Source organism: Lacipirellula limnantheis, assembly GCF_007746075.1.
Taxonomy (GTDB): domain Bacteria; phylum Planctomycetota; class Planctomycetia; order Pirellulales; family Lacipirellulaceae; genus Lacipirellula; species Lacipirellula limnantheis.
This window is the reverse complement of the sequence record NZ_CP036339.1, coordinates 1-23,790: the sequence shown is the minus strand read 5'-3', so window position 1 is coordinate 23,790 and position 23,790 is coordinate 1. Positions and strand designations below refer to the sequence as shown.

The 23,790-nt window shown below is 62.1% G+C and carries 17 protein-coding genes; 5 read left to right on the top strand and 12 right to left on the bottom strand.

Annotated elements, in window-relative coordinates; genetic code table 11:
* Positions 1-13 precede the first annotated feature (13 nt).
* Positions 14-796, top strand: a complete 783-nt coding sequence (locus I41_RS00085) for a hypothetical protein (protein WP_145429785.1) — start codon at positions 14-16, stop codon at positions 794-796.
* 121 nt (positions 797-917) lie between these two features.
* Here the strand turns inward: I41_RS00085 and I41_RS00080 are convergent, their stop codons facing one another.
* Complete coding sequence (locus I41_RS00080; RefSeq protein ID WP_168206571.1) at positions 918-1,862, bottom strand: alkaline phosphatase family protein; 945 nt, start codon at positions 1,860-1,862, stop codon at positions 918-920.
* Positions 1,863-2,159: 297 nt separating this feature from the next.
* On the opposite strand from I41_RS00080, the gene I41_RS00075 reads away from it, so the two are divergent.
* Both I41_RS00075 and I41_RS00070 read left to right on the top strand, forming a co-directional pair.
* Positions 2,160-5,477: a PVC-type heme-binding CxxCH protein gene (locus I41_RS00075; protein ID WP_168206570.1), complete on the top strand. Its 3,318-nt coding sequence runs from the start codon at positions 2,160-2,162 to the stop codon at positions 5,475-5,477.
* Positions 5,478-5,539: 62 nt separating this feature from the next.
* Positions 5,540-5,902, top strand: coding sequence for a DUF7670 domain-containing protein (locus I41_RS00070; protein ID WP_145429779.1), 363 nt, complete (start codon positions 5,540-5,542; stop codon positions 5,900-5,902).
* 86 nt (positions 5,903-5,988) lie between these two features.
* Here I41_RS00070 and I41_RS00065 read toward each other — a convergent pair whose 3' ends face one another.
* The 3 genes from I41_RS00065 to I41_RS00055 all read right to left on the bottom strand — a co-directional run bounded on the left by I41_RS00065 (position 5,989) and on the right by I41_RS00055 (position 10,791).
* A complete protein-coding gene (locus tag I41_RS00065) occupies positions 5,989-7,746 on the bottom strand; it encodes a family 16 glycoside hydrolase (RefSeq protein ID WP_145429777.1) in 1,758 nt (585 codons plus the stop codon).
* 109 nt (positions 7,747-7,855) lie between these two features.
* Entirely contained in the window at positions 7,856-9,088 is a 1,233-nt protein-coding gene (locus tag I41_RS00060; RefSeq protein WP_145429775.1) for a BaiN/RdsA family NAD(P)/FAD-dependent oxidoreductase, read from the bottom strand.
* 32 nt (positions 9,089-9,120) lie between these two features.
* On the bottom strand, positions 9,121-10,791 hold the full coding sequence (locus I41_RS00055; protein WP_210421079.1) for a DEAD/DEAH box helicase: 1,671 nt from the start codon (positions 10,789-10,791) through the stop codon (positions 9,121-9,123).
* A 1,065-nt stretch (positions 10,792-11,856) separates the two neighbouring features.
* On the opposite strand from I41_RS00055, the gene I41_RS00050 reads away from it, so the two are divergent.
* A complete protein-coding gene (locus I41_RS00050) occupies positions 11,857-13,920 on the top strand; it encodes a hybrid sensor histidine kinase/response regulator (protein WP_168206569.1) in 2,064 nt (687 codons plus the stop codon).
* A 141-nt stretch (positions 13,921-14,061) separates the two neighbouring features.
* On the opposite strand, the gene I41_RS00045 is transcribed toward I41_RS00050, so the two are convergent.
* A complete protein-coding gene (locus I41_RS00045) occupies positions 14,062-14,919 on the bottom strand; it encodes a transposase (protein WP_145429769.1) in 858 nt (285 codons plus the stop codon).
* Positions 14,920-15,274: 355 nt separating this feature from the next.
* On the opposite strand from I41_RS00045, the gene I41_RS00040 reads away from it, so the two are divergent.
* Positions 15,275-15,610 (top strand): transposase, encoded by a 336-nt coding sequence (locus tag I41_RS00040; RefSeq protein ID WP_168206568.1) that lies wholly within the window; start codon positions 15,275-15,277, stop codon positions 15,608-15,610.
* Positions 15,611-15,847: 237 nt separating this feature from the next.
* Here I41_RS00040 and I41_RS00035 read toward each other — a convergent pair whose 3' ends face one another.
* From I41_RS00035 to I41_RS27615, 7 genes are all read right to left on the bottom strand, one after another.
* Positions 15,848-16,057 carry a hypothetical protein gene (locus I41_RS00035; RefSeq protein ID WP_145429766.1) on the bottom strand — a complete coding sequence of 70 codons (210 nt, stop codon included), beginning with the start codon at positions 16,055-16,057 and terminating at the stop codon, positions 15,848-15,850.
* 67 nt (positions 16,058-16,124) lie between these two features.
* On the bottom strand, positions 16,125-17,150 hold the full coding sequence (locus I41_RS00030; RefSeq protein WP_145429764.1) for a hypothetical protein: 1,026 nt from the start codon (positions 17,148-17,150) through the stop codon (positions 16,125-16,127).
* A gap of 59 nt (positions 17,151-17,209) precedes the next feature.
* Positions 17,210-17,527 (bottom strand): hypothetical protein, encoded by a 318-nt coding sequence (locus tag I41_RS00025; RefSeq protein WP_145429763.1) that lies wholly within the window; start codon positions 17,525-17,527, stop codon positions 17,210-17,212.
* A gap of 132 nt (positions 17,528-17,659) precedes the next feature.
* Positions 17,660-20,275 (bottom strand): DNA gyrase subunit B, encoded by a 2,616-nt coding sequence (locus tag I41_RS00020; protein ID WP_145429761.1) that lies wholly within the window; start codon positions 20,273-20,275, stop codon positions 17,660-17,662.
* 145 nt (positions 20,276-20,420) lie between these two features.
* Positions 20,421-20,804 carry a DUF721 domain-containing protein gene (locus I41_RS00015; RefSeq protein ID WP_145429759.1) on the bottom strand — a complete coding sequence of 128 codons (384 nt, stop codon included), beginning with the start codon at positions 20,802-20,804 and terminating at the stop codon, positions 20,421-20,423.
* 185 nt (positions 20,805-20,989) lie between these two features.
* Positions 20,990-22,105 (bottom strand): DNA polymerase III subunit beta, encoded by a 1,116-nt coding sequence (gene dnaN, locus I41_RS00010; RefSeq protein ID WP_145429757.1) that lies wholly within the window; start codon positions 22,103-22,105, stop codon positions 20,990-20,992.
* A 629-nt stretch (positions 22,106-22,734) separates the two neighbouring features.
* Positions 22,735-23,790, bottom strand: a complete 1,056-nt coding sequence (locus tag I41_RS27615; RefSeq protein ID WP_210421078.1) for a DnaA/Hda family protein — start codon at positions 23,788-23,790, stop codon at positions 22,735-22,737.

Below are 23,790 nucleotides of genomic sequence, written 5' to 3'. Positions count from 1 at the left end.
AATGGAGACTCGAATGGACGCGCAACGATACACGCAATCGCAAGTGCTGTACGGACTGCAAGAGTCCTGGGAGTATTCAACTGGTGGCAGCGAGCCCTTCGACGCCGACACGCAAATTTACGCCTACATGTTGGCCGACGGTATGTGGGGCGAACTCGATCTCATTGATATTTTTCACCGTATCGAAAAATTCTTCAATTTCACTTGCAGCATCGACGAGTGGAAGAATTTCTTTGGGTATGACGTTGCAGAACGAAGTTTCGAAGACTGGCAACGAGAATTCGCTCCGCAATTGACGTTCGGTTCTCTGGCGGCGTTCATCGCGTCTAGAGCGCCGGTGGCAGCCTCTTTTGCCCCAATCCCAGTATTTGGTCGATACTGCGATGCGGCGGGCGTATTCACCGGCATCCAACAAGTTGCCAAGAACTTGCGGAAAGATTGCCCTCGTTTTGCGCCCAGCACGCGCATCATTGACGTGATGCGAGGCAACAATCTCGACCAATTCTGGATGCACGTGCGATGGATGACCGAGCACGCGCTGCCCGCGCTCCCTCAGTTCTGGAGAGACGTTACCTTCCGCGCAGGCTCCTTTGGTCTCCTTGTAGCAGTTTGCGGAGCATTCGCTGCCTGGATGTTCTCTGACCTCGTTTGGTTAATACCGACGATTTCAATCTCCGTCGCCATGTATTCGATCGCGGTGTTCTATAAGGAAGTTGCAAATCCACTGCCACCGCACATTGTGACGTTTCGCGATTTATCGCAACTGATCGCCAACTCGCGCGCAACTGCGGCATGATGCCTGGAAAGGCTGTGCGATCATTGACCAATTCTGCATTGACATCGCCCATGCTCCGCAACCTCCGCATCGCCGCCATCGCGCTCGTCCTTCTCTTCCTGCTCTGCGTAGGTAGGTCAGACTACTTCAACCCGACCGCGGCGCCATCCAGCTTCCAGGCAGGATCGACGACGACGCCCAAGTGCTTCAGCGCCGTCGGCACGAGATCGACCTGCCCATGTTCGCCGGCGATCTTTCCCGGCTGCGCCGCATCGCCGCTCACGACCAACCACGAGCAGGCCACCTCCGGGTTGTCATGCCCGCCGCCGTGCCCCGTGCCGCTGCCGCCATGATCGGTCGTCACGAGGATCAACCAGTCCTCGTCCGCCCGCGTCGGCCGCAACTCGATCGCCTTCAAGAGCTCGCCGATATGTCCATCGACCTGCTCGATCGCTTTGACATACGGCGCGACCGAGGGATGAAAGCCCTCCTTGTGCCCCGTTTCGTCGACCTGCCCGAGGTAGACGACCGTCGCCGCCGGATCGGCCTCGCGTAGGTACTTACTCGCGGCCGCCGTCACTGCCACGTCGCCCGAGACATAATCCTTGTCGGTCTCGTTGGCGTCAAACGTCACGTCGGCGGCGCTTAGAATCCTTTTCGCGATTGGTCCCCAGTCGGAAAACGACGCCGTTACCGCCTCCGGCTTTGCTTCCTTCAAACGCGCGAAGAAGTGGGGAAACTCCTCGTAGTTCGGCGCCGTGAACTCGTTGTCCATCACTCGATGTTTGTCAGCCCACACGCCGCACAAAATGTTCGACCAGCCTGGCCCGCTGATCGTGTCGGCCTCGCGATAGTGCGCCGGAAAGATCCGCGTCGGCTGCGCGACGGCGCCCGCCTTCATCAGCGCATCGAGATGCGGCGCGTCAGCCTGCTTCACCGCATCGAAGCGGCAGCCGTCGATCCCGATGACCAGCACCTTCTTCGCTGGCGCGGCCGCGAACGCGGGCCAAGTGATCGCGAAAACGGCTACGCCGACGGCGATGCGAGACAAACAAGCTCCCACGCAACCCTGCAGCGCGATGCCCATGATGAAAAACCTCGTGCCGATAAGCGATGATGAGAAGCCGAAAATACGGCGCACTTCGCAACATCTTACAAGCGATTCGCCCATTTTTTGCGGAGACTTTACCGGCATTTCGCGCACCCGCATCGTCCAAACGGGTTCGGGAGCGTGTTGCCACTGGGTGCTTTGTTCGACAAACAGATTCTCCAGTGGCAAAAGGCTCCCGACCCCATGCCGCGCTCGACTATAATAAGTTGATTCGATTTCTGAATGTCTCTTCTCGCCATACCTTCGTCTTCTAAACGCAACGGAGTTCTCGACGTGCGTAGTTTTTTCAGCATTCGCTTCATTGGATTGGCACTACTCCTGTTCGTCGCTGCCGGAGTCACAGCGACGCCGGCGCAGTGCGCCGACGCTGAGGCCAAGCCGCAACTCGAACTGCAGCCCCACGACCGCATCGCCCTGGTCGGCAATGGCCTCGCCGAGCGGATGCGTCTCTACGGCAACTTCGAGGCGCTGCTCCACACGCGATTCCCCGAACATGAACTCGTCGTCCGTAACTTCGGCTGGCCTGCGGACGAAGTCGGCAACCAGCAACGCCCGAACGATTACACAGCGATCGACGATCCGCTCGCGGTTTTCGCGCCGAACGTGATCCTCGCCTTCTTTGGCTACAACGAGTCGTACGCCGGGCCTGAAGGACTGCCGAAGTTCAAAGAAGACTTAGCCGCCTGGGTAAAGCGAACTCGCGAGGAGTTCACCAAGGATGGCAAAGCGCCGCGGATCGTGCTGGTGTCGCCAATCGCCTACGAAGCGACCGGCAACCCGTTGATGCCGAACGGCAAGAAGGAGAACGAGAATCTCAAGCTTTACGCTGATGCGATGGCGGAGTTTGCGAAGGCGCAAAAGATGCCGTTCGTCGACCTATTCAACCTAACCCATCGCGCTACGAGCCCGTCAACTGAGTCAAAACTCACTACAAATGGCGTGCACATTAATGAAGCTGGCGACATCCTCGTCGCGAATGGATTGATCGCTGCTCTATTTTCAGTTGAATCCGAACCGGAGTGGTCACCTGAAGAATATGAGAAGATCGGCCAGCAATTGATGGACCTCAAAGAAGCCATCATCGACCTCCAATGGCACCACCAACAAGACTACCGCATGGTCAACGGCTGGTACGTCTACGGCAGCCGCTCGAAGCCGCTCGACGTCGAAACTTTCCCCGCCGAGTACGCCAAGATTCGCAAGATGTGCGCCGACCGCGACAAGGTCGTCTGGGCCCTCGCCCAAGGCAAGACCCCGCCGGTGCCCGACGACCTCAACCCAGTCCTCGCGATCCCGCCGACTGCGTTCGGCACGAAGCCTTATTCCGAACCCGAAGAACTCCGCATCCTCACGCCCGATGAAGCCCTCAAGCAGATGAAAGTTCCCGAGGGCTACAAGATCCAGACCTTCGCCTCCGAGGAAGATTTCCCCGAACTCGCCAAGCCGGTGCAGATGGCGTTCGACAACAAGGGCCGCCTCTGGGCCGCCTGCATGCCGAGCTACCCGCAATGGAAGCCGGGCGACCCCAAGCCCAACGACAAGCTGATCATCTTCGAAGACACCGACGGCGACGGCAAGGCCGACAAGTCCACCGTCTTCGCCGACGGGTTGCACGTGCCGGTCGGCTTCGAGCTCTGGAACGGCGGCGCGCTGGTCGTCAGCCAGCCAAAGTTGCTGTTTCTCAAAGACACCGACGGCGACGATAAGGCCGACGTTCGCGAGGTGGTCCTCGACGGCTTCGCCACTGACGACACCCACCATGCCATCAGCGCGTTCGAATGGACTCCCGACGGCCGCCTCGTGATGCTGGAAGGGCTCGCCCTCAGCGGCACCGTCGAAACCGCCTACGGCCCCTTGCGAAACAAAGATAAATCGGTCAGCTATACCTACGACCCGCGCACGCAGAAGCTGGAAAAATACATCTATCCCTGCCTGGTGAACGCCTGGTGCTTCACCCACAACGATTGGGGCCAGCCCTTCCTCGGCGACGGCACCGTCGCCGACCAGCACTGGGCCACGCCCCTCACCGGCGCCGAGTACGACGCCCGCGGCAACAACCGCGAGTTCATCCACTACGAAGGCGGCACAATGCGGCCCGCCCTGGGCAACGGCTTCCTCTTCAGCCGCCACTTCCCCGAGTCGTCGCAAGGCAACTTCTTCTACGCCTGCGTCATCAACATGAACGGCATCCTGCAGTTCAACGTGAAGGACGACGGCGCCGGCTACGACGGCCGGCGCGTCGAAGACCTCGTCACGTCGACCGACCGCAACTTCCGCCCCGGCGATCCGCAGATCGGCCCCGACGGCGCCCTCTACTTCGTCGATTGGCACAACCCGCTCATCGGCCACATGCAATATTCGCAGCGCGATCCCAACCGCGATCACAGCCACGGCCGCATCTACCGCATCCACGCCGAGGGCCGGCCGCTGGTCACCCCAGTGATTCAAGCCGGCAAAACGGTCCCCGAGCTGCTGGAGCAACTCCGCGAGTACGAAGCTTCGACCAAGTACCGCGTTCAACGCGAACTGCGCGATCGCCCGAAGGATGAAGTCGTCGCCGCCGTGAAGACTTGGGTCGCTTCGATCGATCCGCAAGATCCCGAGCACGATCGGCTGCTGGTCGACGCCATGTGGGCTCTTTCCGGACAGAAAGTCGTCGACGTCGAACTCGTGAAGCAGATTCTTGCCTCGCCAACCCCAGACGCCCGCGCAGCGGCGGCCCATATCATCGCCGACCTGCGCGATTACAATCCGCAGGCGTTCGAGCTGCTCGTCCCGCTTGTCGACGATCCCCACCCGCGCGTCCGCCTCGAAGCAATCCGCGGCCTTAGCTTCTTCCCAACGCCGGAAAGCGTGACGGCAGTGCTGGGCACCTTCCAGCATCCGCTCGACAGCGAGCTGACTTTCAGCCTCGAAAGCACGCTCGGCGCCCTGCGTCCCGTGTGGGAACAGGCTCGGCAGCAGGGGCACGATCTCGCCGCCGATAATCCGACCGCCGCCGCGTTCCTCGATCGCGTCGCCGCCGGCAACGACCGCGGTCGCGAGGTCACGTCGCTCGTGAAGTCGATCGTCCAGCATTACGACAAGGATGGTCATCGCACGACGCTCACCGCGCGGCTCAACGGCCTGGAAGGCAACCCCGACGAAGGCGTCAAGGTGTTCAAACGCGCCTGCCAGGCCTGCCACCGCGTCGGCGGCGAGGGCTCGGAGTTCGGACCCAACCTGTCCGACGTCGGCAAACGTCTCCGCAGCGAGGAGATCCTCGAGTCGATCCTCTTCCCCAACAAGAAGCTTGATCCGAAGTATCGCGCCACCAACGTTCTCACGGTCGACGGCAAAGCCTACTCGGGCTTGGTCGTCGGCGAAAATGAGGACGAGCTATCGCTCCTGGTCGGGCAGGGAACGTTGCAGAAAATTCCCCAAGATCAGATCGATCATCGCGAAGAAGTAGAAGTGTCGAGCATGCCGGAGCATCTGCACGAGGGCCTGAGCGGCATCGAATTCCTCGATCTGCTCAAGTTCCTTGCCGCTCAGCAGACCGCCCCAACGCCGCCCGCCGAAACATCGGCGGCCGGTTCAGGAGGGCAATGACGCGGGCCGATGGGCGCGAGCGGTTGGCATGCCAATGTCATCTGATCGTTGAGGACCAAGCCATGAACGTTGCGCTCGATTCGTCGCCTCATCAAGCTGCGATGGCGCACTGGTTCGCCCGCATTTCGGCGGTTGGAGTCTTCGCCTTTTTCATGCTCTTTGCGCTGGCCGAAGGGATTCCGCCGCTCGCGCAACAACCCCTCCGCGTCCAGTTGTTCTTTGCGTTGTGGGGAGTCATGTTCGTCGGCTACGCCATCGGTTGGCGCCGACCGTTGTTCGGCGGCCTGACGTCGCTACTGGGTTACGGCTTGCTCAACGCCGTCGAACTCGCGACCAATCACCGGCTGCTCGGCGGCGCGTTCTGGCTGTTCGCCATCCCGGGCGTGCTCTACCTGATCGCCGCGTGGCGCGCCTCGCGCAACTAACCTGCAGCCGCCGGCTCCGCCGGGGGGTCGGTCACCAAACCGGTCGACATCGTCCCACGTTGTGCTCCCCACAGCGGGGCCGAGGGCTACAACTCCAGCGTGAACTGTTGATCTTCCGCCACCTTGCACATCTTCGTCGACGGACTGTAGCTCCGAACGCGGATCGTCTTGCCGTCAGGCGAGAACTCGATAAGCCGCATGTAACCTTCGCCCCCTTCGGCGCGATTCTGATAGTTGGCCAGCATCTGATGGACCATGTTCCCGGCATCGCCTTTGGTGGACGTTCGCCCCGCGCCGTCTTCCAGCACATGTCCGTTGAGCGTCATGATGAACCCGGGGTGCTTCTTGACCAGCTTGTCCCACAACTCCTGTCCGTCGTTCACGCCGCCCGGCAATTTGGCTTGACCATAAGCGTGCGGATTCCAGGTCTGCTCTTCGCCCCGTTCCTTCCAGTCGTAACGCGTATCGTCGTAGTACATGTAGGCGTGCGTCAGCAGGATCGCTTGGTGATCAGGATGCTCAGAGACGATTTTGTCCGCCCAGGCCACCGCCTCGTCGCGCGGCCCCCACTCCAGGGCTAGAATCAGGTACTTCTTGCCGTTCGCTTCGAACGTGTGGTAACTGTTCTCCAGCTTGCCCGCCGCCATCGCCCCGCCGAACCCGGGGAACTTCGCGAGTTCCTCGGCCGAGAAATAGTCGTTGAGCATCGTGCTGCGATCCGTCGAGGAGCCGTTCGGCCCGTAGTCGTGATTCCCCGGAGCCAGGGCATATGGAACCTTGCCGTCGAGTCGGCCCATCGCCGCGCGGGCAACCTCCCATTGCTCCGGCACGTTGTTGTTCGTGATGTCCCCTTCATGGAGCACATACTTGATGTTCAGCCGCTCGGCGTTGTCGACGATCCATTGCGTCTGGTTGTGGAAATGATGATTCCACTTTGGATGCATCGCGTAGACCTGCGTGTCGGGCAGGGCGACGATCATAAATGACCCCGGTTCCGCGAGTTCTACCGGGTCGCACGGCTCCAGCGGATCGCTCTGCGCTTCGCCCTCAACGAGCAGCGGCTTCAGTTCGACCTTGCGAAACTCGACCGGATGACTTTCCGACTGCAGCGAGATCGTGCCGCCGGTGATGATCTTCGCCGCCCCCGCGTCGAGCAGCTTCTTGGCGTTCGCATCGGCCGGATCGAGCTGCGGCTCGCTGTACTCCAGCACCGTCTTGCCGTTAATCTTGTGCCGGATTGTTTTCCCGCCGTGGACTTCAATTTCGGCGGTCACCCACTGGTCGCCGTGAAACGTGTCGCTCGAACTGTTCGTGCAATGCGGCGTGTGAAGCTCGCCATCCATCACGACGTTGGTGCCGGGCGTGCAGAGGTTGCCGGTGTTCCGCGGATTCATACCGTCGCCGCCAAGGAACTGGACCTCGATCGAGACGGGAAATTCCTGATCCTTCGTCATCTCTTTCGGATCTTGCCCGTGAATCATCACGCCGCTGTTACGCGTCGCCCAACCTGGGCCGCCCTTCGCTTGTTCGCCAACGAAGCGGTATTCGATCCGCAGCAGGTAATTCGAGAAGGGCTCCTGATAGAACAAATGCCCGTAGCGGCCGCGGAAAGGGCCCTCGTACTTGTCGTACGCCACCTTGATGACGCCATCCTCGACGCGAAACGTGTCGGCGTAGTTGACTCCGAGTTCATGCCCCCGGATCTTCGGCGTCCAGCCGTTGAGGTCCTTGCCATTGAACAGCTGAATCCAACCATCGTCCTCGGCCGCATAGCCCAAGCGTGCCGCGACGAGACTGATGGCCGGCGTCAACGCGCTGGCGACAAGGAACTGACGACGGTCCATGGATGCACTCGCAGGGGGGAACGGCTGAGGGCCGGAAGAATGAGAAGCCCCATTTTAGATCGCCCGGCAACCACGTCGCCAGTATCGAACCTGCGCAAAACAGGCCCGCTCAGACCTTCTCGCCTGCCAACGATCCGGTGCTGAACGCCGCCTGAAAATTGAACCCGCCGATCGGCCCGTCGAGATCGAGAACCTCCCCGGCGAAGTAGAGGTTCGGCGCCAGCTTGCTCTGCATCGTCCGCGAATCGACCTCGTCGAGCGACACGCCCCCCGCGGTCACTTCCGCCTTCTTGAATCCCAACGATCCGCTGATCGAAATCGACGTCCGCTTGAGCCCTTCCACCAGTGCATTTCGCTCCGCCCGCGAAAGCTCCGCCGCCCGCCGCTCCAGCGGCACGCTCGCACGCACCATCAACGCCTCCCCCAACCGCCGAGGCGCCATCTCCGCAACGATATTGAGCACCCCCTTCTTCCCGGACTGAGCCGCTTCAGCGGCCAGTCGTCCCAAGATCTCGCTCTCCTTCAACCCCGGAACGAAATCGCATATCAACCGCCAACCCCCAGCCTGCGGCCGCTCGGTGATCGCCCGGCTCACATCCATCGGCGCCGGGCCCGAAAGCCCGAAGTGCGTGAACAGAAACGAGGCCCGCCGCGATGCGCACGGCTTCTCGTCGCCGGCCGCCACTTGCACCATAACATCCGGAATCGTCACGCCGCTGAGTTCGGCCACCCACCGCTCGTTCGAAGTCAGCGGAACCAGCGCCGGCCGCGGCTGCACGATCTTGTGGCCGAACGACTTCGCCCAAGCGTAACCGTCTCCGACGGTGCCGCAGCCGGGGTACGATTGGCCCCCGACGGTGATGATCAGCTTCTCCGCGTGAATCTCGCCCAAGGGCGTCTCTAGCAGATAGCCGTCGCCGTCGCGCCGCACGCCCGTTACTGGCGTCGCCAGCCGCAGTTCCGCGCCGCTGCGATCGAGCATCCGCCGCAGCGCCAGCAGCACGTCGAGCGCCCGATCGCTCGCCGGGAAGACCTTGCCCGTCTCTTCGACCTTCGTCGCGACTCCCTCGGCTTCAAACATCCACACCAGCTCGTCCGGCCCGAGCGCCGCTAGCGCCGAGTGGAGGAACGGCCCCTGCGAACCGAATGCCGCGACAATGCCGCGCGCGTCGGTCGAATGGGTAAGATTGCACCGCGTCCCGCCCGACATGAGGATCTTCACGCCCGGCTTGCGGTTCTTTTCGAGCAGCAGCGTCCGTCGACCACGTTCGGCGGCGCGCGTCGCGGCCAACAGCCCAGCCGCACCGGCGCCGATGACGACGACTTCGTACGACTCGCTCATGGCTAGCCTAACCACGTCGCTGGGCGTTCGGCTTACAGCCGGGACGTGACCTTCTTGCGCCGCTTGGGACGGCGGCCGCTGCCGGTCGCCGGCGGCTTGCCGTCGGCGGGAGCGGGGCCGTCGAGCATGATCGGCGCGCTATCGGCAGGCTTGCCGTCGGTGCGACGCTTGGGCCGAGCCGACGGCGCCGGGCGACCGCCAGTTGTTGGCCGACGACGTCCGCCGCCCGTAGTAGGGCGACCGCCGCTCGTTCCATTACCAGCATATCCGCCGTTACCAGCACCGTTGCTGTTGCCGCCGCCGTTACCGACGGGACGTCCACCTGGCCGGCCGCCGGGACGACCGCCACGATTGCCGCCACCGCCTGGTCCGCCGCGACGACCGCGTTGTTGACGCGGTTCGTCGACGGCAGCCGGGGGGGCTGCAAGGGTGTACTCGTCGTGCCCTTGGCCGACTTCGATGCGACGCCGCGTCAAGCGTTCGATCCCGCGCAGGTACTTGATCTCTTCCGCCGTGCAGAACGACACCGCCGAGCCCTCGGCCCCCGCGCGGCCCGTGCGGCCGATGCGGTGGACGTACGTCTCGGGCGTCTCGGGTAGGTCGTAGTTCACGACGTGCGAAACTTCTTTGATGTCGAGGCCGCGAGCCGCAATGTCGGTCGCCACCAGGACGGGCGGGCGACTCGACTTGAATTGCTCGAGCGTCCGCTCGCGGAAGTTCTGGCTCTTGTTGCCGTGGATCGCCGCCGCACGAATCTTGCATTGGCTGAGGTACTTCACGATCTTGTCGGCCCCGTGCTTGGTGCGCGAGAAGACGATCGTGCGGCTGTTGGCCGTGTTCTGCAGCCACTGCTCCAGGAGGCGAATCTTGCCGTCTTTCGCGACGAAGTAAACCGACTGATCGACCTTTTCCGCCGGGGTGGCGACCGGAGTGGTTTGGACGCTCACCGGGAACTTCAACCACTCATGGGCCAGTTCGCGGATCGCCGGGGGCATCGTCGCCGAGAACATCAGCGTCTGACGCTCCGTCGGCACCTTCGCGATGATTCGCTTCAGATCGGGAATAAAGCCCATGTCGAGCATTTGATCCGCCTCGTCGAGAATCAGAATCTCGATCTTGCTGAGATCAACGTGCCCCTGGTTCATCAGATCCAGCAACCGGCCCGGCGTGGCGATGATCACGTCGGCGCCATGTTGCAGGGCCTTCACTTGCGGACCCTGGCCGACGCCGCCGTAGATCACTGCTTGCCGCAGCGCGGTGTGCTTGCCGTAGGCGACGAAGCTGGCCGCGATCTGCGAAACCAGTTCACGCGTCGGGGCCAGCACCAGGCACCGCGTCTTGCGACGAGCTTGCGGTCGACGAGACGTCTGGTGACGGCCGGCGCGGCGATCCGCGCGGTTGCCTTGGTGGCGATCGTCGCGCGCGTCGGCGGGCGCTTCGGCCGCTTCCGGCTGGCCGGTCGGTTGACCGTTGGCCTTGGCCGTCGCGTCGCGCTCGGCTTGCAGCGAGCTGAGGATCCGGTGGATCGTCGGGAGGGCGAACGCGGCGGTCTTGCCGGTGCCGGTTTGGGCGCAACCAATCAGGTCGCGTCCTTCGAGGATTGTCGGGATCGCGTCGGCCTGGATCGGCGTCATGATCTCGTAACCCTTGTCGGCGACCGCACGGAGCAGCGCGGGGCCGATGTTCAACGTTTCGAACTTCATTTCTTTCTTTTCATTTCTGTTCGCATAGTGCGAACGTTGACCCCGCGCACGGCGTGCGCAGAGCGTGACTGAAACGCCGCGGCCGCACTCGCCACAGAACGAGGGCCGCAACGGGGTGTTTGTTAACGTGCGGGGAACACGAACATCGGTCCCGTGAGAGACTGATCTTCGACCGCGTCGCTGCTGACTCAAACTTGCTGAATCAAACGCAGGGAGACTTCGGTCTGCGTGGTGCACGCAATTGCCACGAGGGGCAAGAAAATCAGTCGTGGACGAAGGCAGGAATCCGCTGGCGAAGCTCTTTTCCGCGGGGGAAAGGCTCGCCGCTGGACCGCGACAACGAAATCGAATGATCCGGCGACGCCCATGGGGCTGGTGGCCGGTCTCGCACCTGAGGTATGCGACAAGGATACCACCTATGGGGGGGAAGTCAATGTCAGGTGAGAGGCGGGAGGTTAGAGGTTGGGGGTCAGGGCGGGGAAAGCCGCGTCGAAGCACGGTTTCAACTGCCAGCCGGGGCTGAATTCGGGTGTTACTGGGTTGGATTTTGTCGGTTGCGTTGTGTCCGACGCGCCAAGTCGATTTCTGGTGACAAAACCCGGCCTCCGCGTCCCGCCCTGCGCGGACATCTGGGCACATTCGCCCCGATTTGGCGCGGTTGTGGTCGCGGCGGCGGCGAGTTGGTAATGTCATCGCGCGTTGGACAAAACGTCCCCTTGTCGGACGGAACTTGAATTCATCTTGGGATGGCCGATGGCCCCGCTCGGCTTCTTGCCGGACTATTCCCGTGAACCTCGACCGCTTCACCCTGGCGCAGCTGCCACCTTGAGGTCCCTATTATCGACGAAGCGGAGCGCGGCGCGCAGCTGGCCAAATTGGCCAGCTTGACAGGGGGTTCTGCAGAGGGGGAGTCGTGACGGTGGTGCGCCTCGCTCCTTTCGCTGAGCGTGAATGAGCGGACGAACAACGAGACTTCCTCCCGCACGATGGGATCCGGTTCTCCACACTCCGCAAGTGCGGCGTCAAGCGCGCCTACTCCTCTGTCACTTCCGCCAGTATCCTCAGGTGCTGCTGATCGCAAGCCAGGACATCGAGGCGTTTATGGGCGAAATACTCACGGGGCTGTTCGATACCAGCGGGTTCCCCGCGCGGTGGCAGTGCGGCGCCTGGAGCGACGAGCTCGGTTGGCTGCACATTGGCTCGGACCTGGCCATTTGGGCAGCTTATACGGCGATCCCGTGCGTGCTGGCGTTCTTCATTCTCCGCCGGCAAGACGTGCCGTTCCCGCGCATCTTATGGCTGTTCGTCGCATTCATTTTTGCGTGCGGGACGACGCACTTGATCAGCGCAATCATCTTTTGGCAGCCGGTCTATCGTCTCGACGGCGTGGTGAAGTTCCTCACGGCCGTCGTGTCGTGGGGGACGGTCGTGGCGCTCGTGCAGATCACGCCGAAGGCGCTCCACCTGCCGGGACTCGAGCGGGTCAACGCGCAGCTCGCCCATGAGGTCGCCGAGCGCAAGCGATCCGAGGAATTGTTGCGGGTCGAAGAAGAACGGCTGCGGCTGGCCTTGATCGCCGGGCGAATGGGAACCTGGTCGTGGGAGATTGCAACCAATCGAGTCACGTGGTCGGCCGAGATCGAATCGATTCACGGCATCGCCGCGGGATCGTTCGCGGGAACGTTCGCCGCCTTCATCGCCATGGTTCATCCTGACGACCGCGCGCGAATGGAGCAGATCGTCCAGCGTAATCTGGAGCAGCTGAGCAATCACCACTCGGAGTACCGGATCATCACCGCGGACGGGCGGACGCGTTGGGTCGAAGCCCGCGGCACGCTGTTCACCGACGAGCAGGGTCGGCCGCAATTGATGAGCGGCGTATCGATGGACGTCACGGCGCGTAAGGAGGCGGAAGAGGAACGCGAACGACTGCTCGACAGCGAACGGTATGCGCGGAGCGAGGCCGAAAAGGCGAACCGCTTGAAGGATGAATTCCTGTCGCTCGTATCGCACGAACTGCGGACGCCGCTAAACGCGATGCTCGGCTACGCCCAACTGCTCTTGATGAACCAGCGAACGCCCCAGCAGGTGACTGAAGCGGCGACCGTCATCGAACGGAACGGCCGGGCCCAGGTGCAAATCATCGACGACCTGCTCGACATGAGCCGGGTGATCACCGGCAAGATGCGGCTCGACGTCCAGTCGGTCGACCTCTGCGACGTCGTGCGGCGCGCGATCGACACGATCACGCCGAGGGCGGCGGCGCGCGGAATCGAGGTGCAGGCGGTGCTCGACCCGCGCGCCGGGCAGATTGCGGGGGACGCGAGCCGACTGGAGCAAATCTTTTTGAACCTGCTGTCAAACGCCGTCAAGTTCACCCCCAAGCAGGGGCGAGTGCAGGTAACGCTGGCGCGGGTTAACTCGCACGTCGAGGTGCAGATCGCCGATACCGGTCAGGGGATCGAGGGCGAGCTGTTGCCGTTCGTATTCGATCGCTTCCGCCAGGGGGACGGCAGCACGCAGCGTCGGCATGGGGGGCTGGGGCTCGGGCTGTCGCTGGTGAAACACTTGGTGGAAATGCACGGCGGTTCGGTGCGCGCGTCGAGCGACGGACGCGGGAAAGGAAGCCTTTTCACGGTGGTCTTGCCGCTGCAGATTTCGGCTCCAGACGCGGGGACTGATCGCGTTCAACCCGTCGCGGCGGCGTCAATGCTGCGGAGCCATGGCGCGCCGCCGATTGCCGATCTGCGGGTCTTGATCGTCGATGACGAGGCGGACGCCCGCGGCCTCGCGGCGCGGATCCTGGAGCAGCACGGCGTCGAAGTCCACTCGGCGGCGACGGCGGACGAGGCGCTGGAGTTGCTGCGGCGCGTGCGGCCCGACGTGATCGTGAGCGACATCGGCATGCCGGGGACCGACGGGTATCAGCTGATGCGGATGGTCCGCGCGCTGCCGGATGAGGAGGGGGGCCGAACGCCGGCGGTGGCGGCGACGGCATTTGCGCGGGGGGAGGATCGGACGAAGGCGTTGCTCTCGGGCTACCAGGCACATTTGGCGAAGCCGGTGGATGCGAACGAGCTGGTGGCGGCGGTGGCGACGCTGGCTGGTCGGACGGGGCGAGGGGCGTAGCAGCCTCCTAGCCCCGGGCTCCGCCCGGGGGTCGCGCACCATCCTGGTGGAACGTCGCCCCTACTGCAAACCGAGCCCGGGGCGGGAAGCGACGCTTCGTTTCCCGCCGACGGCGGCGTCTTAGCCCCCGGCTTCGCAACATTATGCAAACGCCATCAGATCGTTTCCTCGTCGCAAGTGGTTTCTAGCGGCCTGGATGCAGAGTTTGGCGTTCACCCAGAGGGTGACGCGCGGCAGTCGCCTCACCCAGTTGGGGAGTGGTCCGAGCCCGCCGCCGAAATTGGTGAGTTGAGCGAAGCGTTGCTCGATGTACGTCCGCTGCTTGAAGAGTGCTTGGCCATCGGCGGTCGTCAGCAGTTCGATCGACTGCAAGCGGCCGATGCTGTGGCGGCGGTGGCCCAGCGCTCGTCCCGCGCGACGCTGCGGAGCGATCAACGTCACGCCCGACCGTGCGGCGATCTCGTGCAGCGGGTTGCTGTCGTAGTTGCCGTCGGCCAGGACGCAGCCTCCGCCGACTTGCGGCAAGAGTCGCCGGGCGACCGTCTGTTCGCTCACGTTGAGCGGCTGGATTTCGCACGCCACGAGCGCATCGATCGTCCAGACGGCGTGCAGCTTGTAGCCGCGGGCCGGGCCGCCGACGCCATGCCCGCGCGTGGCGTCGGGATCCTTGCTGAAGCCTCCTACCGGCAACGGCTTACCATCGAGGAAGCTCACCTCCGGCGGGTGCGGGCCCTGCCAGCAACGCTTCCTCAACCGCTCGATCAGTTCCACGGCCGCCGCCGTGCGGAGACGACGGCTCGCCGTCGATTGGCTCGGCAGCCGCACCTGCCATGACGACGGCCAATTCTCCGGCCGACACGCCCAACTCACCGGTCGATCGTGGATCACCGCCCAGAGATAGACGCCGACGATCCAACTGACCGAACAGACGTGTCCCGAACGATCGCTGCATAACCGCCGAGTCAAACGGTATAGTACGCTCCAGAGTTCGCGTTCCATGGCTCACCTCCTAGAAACGTGTCAGGTCTCTAGGAACAGCCTGGAACGCGGGCCTTTTTACCGTTAGCGACGCGTGCTAGCTATTGCATTATGTTGTCCGCCGGGAGGTCGCGTTCCATACCGGTGGAACGTCGTCCCTACTGGAAACCGACCCCCGGGCGGAGCCCGGGGCTAGAATATTGTTGCGTCCGCCATCCGGTTACTGCACAATCTGCCGCATGGTTGAACGCTGCGAAGCCTCTTTCATCACCACGACCAGCTACGGTAGCTGGCTGCCGGCGATGTGCGCGGTTACATGGAAAATGGCGAACTACTACCGTCATCGCCGCCGCTCGCGTTGTATTCAGAGAGCCGGATGAGGAACCGACCCGTTCTGTTCAGTGATGACGACGCCGACGCTCTGCACCATGCGATCGTCGCAGCGGTCCGAGAGTTCGAGTATCGACTGAGCGATCTTGTCATTGAATCGACGCATCTCCATTGGATCGTCTCGCATGACGATGGAATGGAGACGATGGTCGGCCGCTTGAAGAACCGCATGCGGCAGCGACTCGGCCGGGGTCGGATTTGGACGACAGGGTACTACGGTAGGGAACTCCGCAATCTAAAAGGGCTGCACGATGCGCGGGAGTATTTGGCGCAGCATCGCGGATTGAGAATGCTCGCCGGCGAGATCGTAACGCGCCAGTGAACGCGACGGCATTCTAGCCCCTGGCTCCGCCAGGGGGTCGGCGTGGAGCAGGGACGGAGTTCGACCGGCATGGTGCGCGACCCCCGGGCAGAGCCCGGGGCTGGGGCGTAACGTCGTCGCGAAACTGATTGCGGTGTTTCCTAGCCCCCGGCCCCGCTGGGGGGTTGCGCTGCGTTTCAGGAAACCATTTCGTCACGGATAGCGACCCCCGGGCGGAGCCCGGGGCTAGGGCGCGGGTTACGGCTGGTGGTCGTTGTGGCGGGCGGCGGCGAAGGGGTCGCCGGAGTTGAAGCGTTCGCCGAGGAGGGCGTGGAGTTCGGGTGAGTTGCAGCCGGGGGGCGGTTGCGGCGGGGAGGCGGCGACGGCTACCTTGGCGCCTTCTGGGATGTCGACGGCGCCGGGGAGCGGAGGTCGGCGCTTTTTGTAGATGCCGTTGAAGGATTGCATTGCCGCTACTCCATAACAACTCAACTAACGACAGTTGTCTTGTTAGATGGCTGCGTGCAGCAACACCTTACTCCGAGACGTAGCCTATTGGGTCACCTGGGTCGAAGGTGTACACATTCTTGTAGCCCTTCCAATGTGCGTCACTGGAGGATGTTGAATCTACAAAATCGGCCAAGTGGTAACGGAATGGACTCTTCCACGTCTCCTTAGTGAAACTGATATAGGTATCCATCAGTTCTGCGCGGTCCGGCGCCAGTAGAACCACGCTCATACGATCGCATGTTCTGACAAGTACTCCCAAGGAGAAAAAATGACCTGATGTTCCAACGCACACCATGAATCGCCGGTCTTTCAACGAACCCACTACTACTTCATCAACAAATCCGCCCAACGGAATAATCATTCCAGCGAATCGTGTGAAGTACGTTCCCAACGCCTTTAGCTGCTCTTTTCGTGCAGAGCCCTTATGGCGCAAATAAAAATCTCTGAGTATGCGCGCAACATCTTGCCCGGCGGCGCTAAACACGTATCGATAACCAAAGATAGAGAACATAGTCAAATGCGCTGCTTTAAGTAATGTCGCAACGGCTTCTGGCATGTAATCTCTATCAACGGAAATATGCAAATGCGACGCATCCGGTATCTCCTCCGGAGAAATCTTCAACGCGATTTTTAGAAACTGCCCGTCGCCATTCTCAAGCGACACCACTGGGTGACAGGGAGCGGAATGACCATTCACCTCGTAGTGTTCGACTGACCTGCCATTAAGACTAACTGAGTACGGCACTTTTCGTCGGAGTCGGTCGTTCTCAAGAATTTTGTGTATGCCGCCACCATTGATCTTCAGAACCGTCGCAAAATCATCTTCAACGAGTGAGCCGTAAAAGCCGTCCACATCCTTTCTTTGGACTACGCAAGTTCGGGAGGTCTTGGGTATGCTCTCGTTAATTACATGGCCCGCACACAGTTCCACATCCTCATCGACAAAAAGTATTGGGCAGTAGAAATGCTTGAACGGCGGCTCGCCTGTTGCGGCAGCGAAATCGCCTCGAAGTCGTTCCAGTTCGTCTGAAAGACAGAGCTTATTGCCCATAGCATATTCAGTTCGACATTCAATCCAATAGATAACTGAGTCGATCGCTTAGACACGAGTCAGCAATCATCGTTACCTTGCCCCTCACAGTTGCAATGAAACTCGCTGTCTTCAGCGAAGCTATGCGGCCCCCAACCCTCTTTGACGAATGAGGGGCAGGTAAAGTGCTCAAAAACAGTCTCCGTATGGTGCCGTGACGCCGCGTGGCAACAGAGGCCGAAGTCTTCGTCGAACGGCGCGAAGAAGGAACAGCCGCCGCATTGCTCGCCCATTTCGTACCGCGAGCTGAGCGCCATCTCATTGGGCCAGTTATCGCGATAGAGTCGCTCAGACTCCGCGTTTGACCAACGGTCGACGATAATGCGATTTTGGTTCATGGAAGTCGCAAAGGCCGAGCGGACCCTTCGGAGTACCTCAGGGTGACAGGGTTCAGGACTAACTTCGGCGCATGCAGGTTCGCTCCGAGTTGATCTCGTGAACCCCTCCCTGCGAAGGAGGGGGATCAGGCGCTACACATCCAAATTCCGCACATCGAGCGCGTGCTTCTGGATAAACTCCCGCCGCGGTTCCACGTTGTCGCCCATCAGGACGCGGAAGAGTTCGTCGGCGGCGCCGGCGTCTTCCATGCTGACTTGCAGGAGGGTGCGGTTGGCGGGGTCGAGGGTCGTTTCGCGGAGTTCTTCCGCGTTCATTTCGCCGAGGCCTTTGAAGCGGGTGATCTGCAATCCCTTTTCGCCGGCGGCGCGGATGGCGGCGGGGAGGGCGCGGAGGTCTTCCAGGCCCGTCTCGTTTTCGCCGCGGCGGACGGTGTAGCGGCTGCCCTCCTGGCCGGTCCGTTCCTGCGGGATAAGAGCTTCGATGTAGAAGCCGAGGCCCTTCAGGTCGGCGAGCATGTTGTTGATCGTGCGGACTTCGTGGAGTTCGACGATGCGCAGGCGGGGGCCTTGGTCCTCGGGTTCGCCGTTGAGTACCGGGGCGTTACCCCCCCGGCCCGCTTCACTGGTTGCGGCGTCTTGCTGGTCGAGGTCGCTGAGCTTTGCGGTGACGGCGGGGCCGGTGTCGACGCGGAGCTCGTGGCCGAGTTCCTTTTCCTTGGCGGCGATGAACTCGTGCGTCTGCGCCATGTCGAGGAACCAGTGTTCCTCGAAGCCGAGGAAAACGTGGACCGCCGGCAGCTTGCCGGTGACGGGATCTTGGCGCTCGGCGTGGATGCGGAGGCTGATGCCGCGACGCTCCAGCGCGATGATCGCTTCTTCCATCGCGGCGAGGGTGCGGACGAGCTTGACCATTCGCTCGCCCTCGACGACGTTGCCGTCGCCGGGATCGAAGATGCTGTCGCCCAGGCCGAGATCGAGGAGCTGGGTTTTCATTTCCTCTTCGGTTTGGACGTAGTAGGTGTCTTTCTTGCCGCGGACGACGCGGAAGAGGGGGGGCTGGGCGACGTAGACGTGGCCTTTGGCCACGAGGTCGTACATCTGACGGTAGAAGAAGGTGAGCAGCAGCGTGCGGATGTGCGAACCGTCGACGTCGGCGTCGGTCATGATGATGACGCGGCCGTAACGGCGTTTGGACATATCCTGGTCGGCGCCGATGCCGCTGCCGACGGCGGCGATCATGGCGCGGACTTCTTCGTTGGCGAGCACTTTGTCTTCGCGCGACTTGTAGGCGTTGATGATTTTGCCGCGCAAGGGGAGGATCGCCTGGTACTCGCGGAGGCGGCCGCCTTCGGCCGAGCCGCCGGCCGAGTCGCCTTCGACGAGGTACAGCTCGCACTTGTCGACGTCTTTGGAGGAGCAATCGCGAAGCTTGCCGGGGAGGCCGCCGCCGCCGAGGACGCCCTTGCGATCGCGAACGAGCTGCCGGGCCTTGCGGGCCGATTCGCGGGCCTCGGCGGCGAGGATCCCCTTCTTGACCATCGCCTTGGCGGTCTTGGGATTCTCTTCGAGAAATTTGGCGAGGTACTCGCCGAAACCGGAGTTGACGATCCCTTCGACTTCGCTGTTGCCGAGCTTGGTCTTGGTTTGACCCTCGAACTGCGGATGGGGGACGCGGACGCTGATGACCGCGGTGAGACCTTCGCGGACGTCTTCGCCGGTGGGGACGAGGTCCTTGAACATGTTCTCCTTCTTGCCGTAGTTGTTCAGCGAGCGCGTGAGCGCGCTGCGGAAGCCGGAGAGATGGGTGCCGCCCTCGGTGGTGTTGATGTTGTTGACGTAGGTGTGAACGTTCTCGGTGTACTCGCCGGAATATTGCAGCGCGATCTGCACGCCGACGATGCGCGTTTCGCCTTCCGGAGCTTCAGGATCGGGGAAGTCGGCGTCGAGATAGAGGATCTCGGGGTGGACGACGTCGCTGGCGCGGTTGAGGTATTTGACGTACTCGCGGATGCCGTCTTCGTAGAGGAAGGTTTCGCTTTCGCCGTTGCGGGCGTCGCTGATGGCGATGCGAACGCCGGCGTTGAGGAAGGCGAGCTCCTGCAGCCGCTTGACCAAGGTGGCGTAGATGAATTTGGTCTGCGGGAAGATCTGCGGGTCGGGCTTGAAAGTGGTTTTGGTGCCTCGCTTGGTCGTGGAGCCGACGCGGCGGACTTCGCCGGTGGGGACGCCGCGCTGGTATTCCTGATGGTAGACGTGGCCGTCGCGGTAGACCTCGACGTCGGCCCATTCGCTGAGGAAGTTGACGACGGTGACGCCGACGCCGTGGAGGCCGCCGGAGGTCTGGTAGGCGCCCTTCTCAAACTTGCCGCCGAATTTGAGGACGGTCATCACGCCTTCGAGGGTGGTGACTTCGCGGTCCATCTCCTCGGAGAGTTGAGCGTGTCGCTCGACGGGAATGCCGCGGCCGTCGTCCTCGACCGTGACCGAGCCGTCGGCGTTGACGACGACGGTGACGGTGGTCGCGTGGCCGGCCATCGCCTCGTCGATGGAGTTGTCGACGACTTCGTAGACGAGGTGGTGGAGCCCACGCAGGAAGGTGTCGCCGATGTACATGCCGGGGCGTTTGCGGACGTGCTCGAGATCACTGAGATGCTCAAGGTCCTTGGCGCCGTAGTCGGCGTTGCCGTCGCGGAGGGTGGAGCGGGGCTTCTTTTCTTCGGGCGTTTCTGGGTTTTCTGCTGCGGACATTTTTTCTCAGTTCTTATTTATCTCACGCAAAGGCGCAAAGGCGCGAAGGGAACGTGCTGAGCCGTTGCTCTCGTTTTTTCTTCTTTGCGCCTTCGCGCCTTTGCGTGAAATAACTTCTTTCTGAAACGATTTGATTTATTCAACGTCACCCGATTTTGCCGACGCGGAAGCGTAATTGCTTGAGTCCAGAGTCGGGGCGGGCGGTTTTTAGTTCTTGGAGGATGCGTTCTTTTTCAAAGCCGAGTTCTTGCATTACGAGCGAGTTGGCGGCGGTTATTTCGAGCACGCCGCGGCGGAGTTGGCCCACCTCGGTCACTGCGACGAAGGCGTCGCCGGCGGCGGCTTGCCAGGCGTCGTTCCACTCGCCGAGCGTGCGGACCTGGGCGTAACCGCGACGCTGGACCAGCTGCGACATCACCTCGGCGATTTTTTTCGGCTGCTGGCCGTAGTACCAGCGCTGGTGCGACTGAGCGCGTCGCTCCAGGTTGGCCCAGTCCTCGGGGTGTGGTTCGGTTGGGGGGATGGTCATGAAAGACTTGAACTAATTGACCACGGAGGCAAAGAGGGCACGGAGGAATGTCTCATTTAGGTTCATTTATACGAGGTGCTCAACGTTCGATTATAAAAACACAAGCATTCTGATTTCATGCGACCAACTTTGCTTGTGAGTTTCTCCTCGGTGCTCTCTGTGTCTCCGTGGTGAAAACACTTCAATCAACGATCGCGGGCCAGCGGCATGATCACGTAGCCATAACCGTCGTCAGTGCTGCAGACGGCCGCGCTTTCGCCATCTTTCAACTCAAGCGTAAACGTCTTGTCGCTATCGAGGACCTTCAGGAAGTCGATCACGAACCGTGGATCGAGCGTGATCGTGATCTCCGGCCCGTCGTAGCCGATGGGGAGTTCGACGCGCGACTGGCCCACCTCGGCTGCCTTGCCGGCGAGCACCAGCGAACCGTCGCCAAACGTGAAGTCGATGCCGCGGCTCTCTTCGCTGGTGACGATCGCCGCCTGGCGAACGGCGGCGTGCGTGGGGCCGGCGGCAAGTTCGATTTGCTGGCCGACGCCGCGCTCGGGAAAGACCTTCCGCCATTCGGGAAAGCGGCCTTCGAGCAACCGGGCCGAGATCGTCGCCCGCGGGCTGTGGACGATGAACTCGCTGCCGCGGACGGCAAGTTGCACTTCGGCGTCGGTCGGGGCGATGGCTCGTTCGATCAGCTGCATCGCGCGAGTCGGCACGATCGTGTTCTGCTGCACCGCGGCGGGCTCGCCTTGTTTGCCGAGCGGTCCGACCATCTTCGCCAGTCGCCGGCCATCGGTGCCGACGGCGGTAATGGCTTCGCCATCGAACTCCAGCTTCACGCCGCCCAGGGCGTAGCGGCTGCTTTCATTGTCGGTGGCGAATACGGTCCGCCGGATCAGCTCGCGCAGCAACCGGGCCGGGACTTCGTAGTAGCTTGTCTCTTCAAACCCGCCGACCGGCGGAAACTCGGCCGGGTTCTCGGCGGGGAGCTGGAAGCGGCTTCGTTCGCCGCGGATCGTGGCGCCGTTGCCGTCTGATTCGATATGGATCGTTTGATCGGCCGACTCCCGCAGAATCGAACCGAACCGCGTCACCGGCAAAACCACCGAACCGGGCGCCTGCACGTCGACGCCGCCAACGGCGTGGCGGATCCCGACTTCAAGGTCGGTCGCGGTGAGCGACGCCCCGTCGGGAGTGACGTCGAGTTTGACGTTTTGCAAAATCGGCTTGGGACTGCGGCTCGGGGCGACGGCGGCGACCGTCTGGAAGGCTTGCAGGAGTTGCTCGCGATCGCAGGAAATTTTCATGGAGGTTTCTACCTTCAAGTGACTGGCGAAGTGCGGAACGCAAATCGGCGTTCCCGCCACGATGTTCGAGTTGGATTTGGTGAGCCGGCGAGTTCATCTCGCTGGGAGTTTGTTTTCGCTGCTTATGTATTTCAAAAAGTTAGTAGTAGAAAAGAAGCGAAGGCGTTTCTTGTCGGTAACTTGCGGATACAGGCGTTAAGGCGTTGAGCTGTCGTGCTTTAGGCTAAGTTGCTGAGTGGGGATAACCTGTTTGGTTTCCGTCGAGTGTCTGTTGATGCGGCGTTGATGAATGTGGGTGGTTGTCGGTTGTCGGCAGTTGGCTGTTGATCAAGAGAAAATTGCCGACGGTTGTCGACGGATGGCTAACAGGTTGTCCACTGAAGGCTTTCAGTTGTTTTTGTCGTTGAACAATTGCTACGTCACGTCCCTAAAGGCATTTAGCCCGTGAGGGCGGCATGTTATCGCCGTGGGCGTAAGCCCACGGTCACGGTCGCATTCAAAGCTTTCGTGGGCGTAAGCCCACGGCTAAGTGATGTCGCCGCTCTGCGGCTGCCGATCATTTGTTGTCTGTTTTTGTGCTCGATTGCTCGTAGGCGCTGAACTCTGGGACTCAATCGGTATCTCTAACTTCAACGCAACAGCCGGTCGAGTTCGTCGACCGCTTGTTGCGTCATGGGGTCGTGAGCCAGCCGCTCGGCCAGGCGACGTTCGGCGTGCATGATCGTCGTATGGTCGCGGTGGCCCAGCCCGCGGCCGACGTCGGCATAGCTGAGATTGGTGAGCCGGCGGGCGAGGTGAACCGCAACGTTGCGGGCCTCGACGAGCGAGGTGCGTCGCGATGGGCCGATGAGGGCGGCCTGGGTTACCGAGAAAAATCGGGCGGTGACGGCGATGATTTGCTTGAGCTTGGCGAAGTCTTCGCGGGAGTCGCTTGGGGAGTGGTCGTGTTTGGCGGTGGGGGCCGCGACCGCCGGTCGCGGCTTTGTTGACGCGGCGACGCGGCCGATGAGTTCGGTGGGTGAACCGGCTTCGCGCTGGGCCAAACGGCCCAGCTCCGCGTCGGTCAGCATGATCCCGCGAGCGTTGGCCGCGAGTTGTAGGATGGCGCGCCGCGCCGCCAGACTCGGACGTTGCAGTCGCACGGTCAGACCGCCTGCCAACCGATCGCGGAGTCCTGAATCCAAATGGCTGACAGCAGCGGGTTCGCGTTCTGCAGTGAAGATGACGACACCGCCCGCGCCGGTGACGGCGTCGACGGCGTCGCGCAATTCCTGCTGAAATGAGGGCCGCGGACGGAGTCGCTGGAGGTCTTCGACGACCAGCAGGCGCAGTCCGCGGATGCCGCTGCGCCAGGCGGGGAGCCGCGCCTCGTCGGCCGCGACTTGAGCTTCGCGGCAGAAATCGGCGGCCGTGAAGTATTCAACTTGCGCTGGTTCGAGTCGTCGTCGCCAGTGGCGGACGATCGCCTGCACGAGTTGCGACTTGCCGCTCCCGCTGGAGCCGACAAGCACGAGCGGATTGAACAGCTGCGCCGCTTCTTCCAGCGCGACGTCGCCCAACAATCTTCCTAACGGGGCAACGACGAGCTCGTTTTCGGGCCCGACGACGAACGACGGCAGCATACCGGAAGTCGCCGCGGGGGCGTCGCTACCGGGAAGTTCGAGTTGCAAAACGCCGTCAGTCAA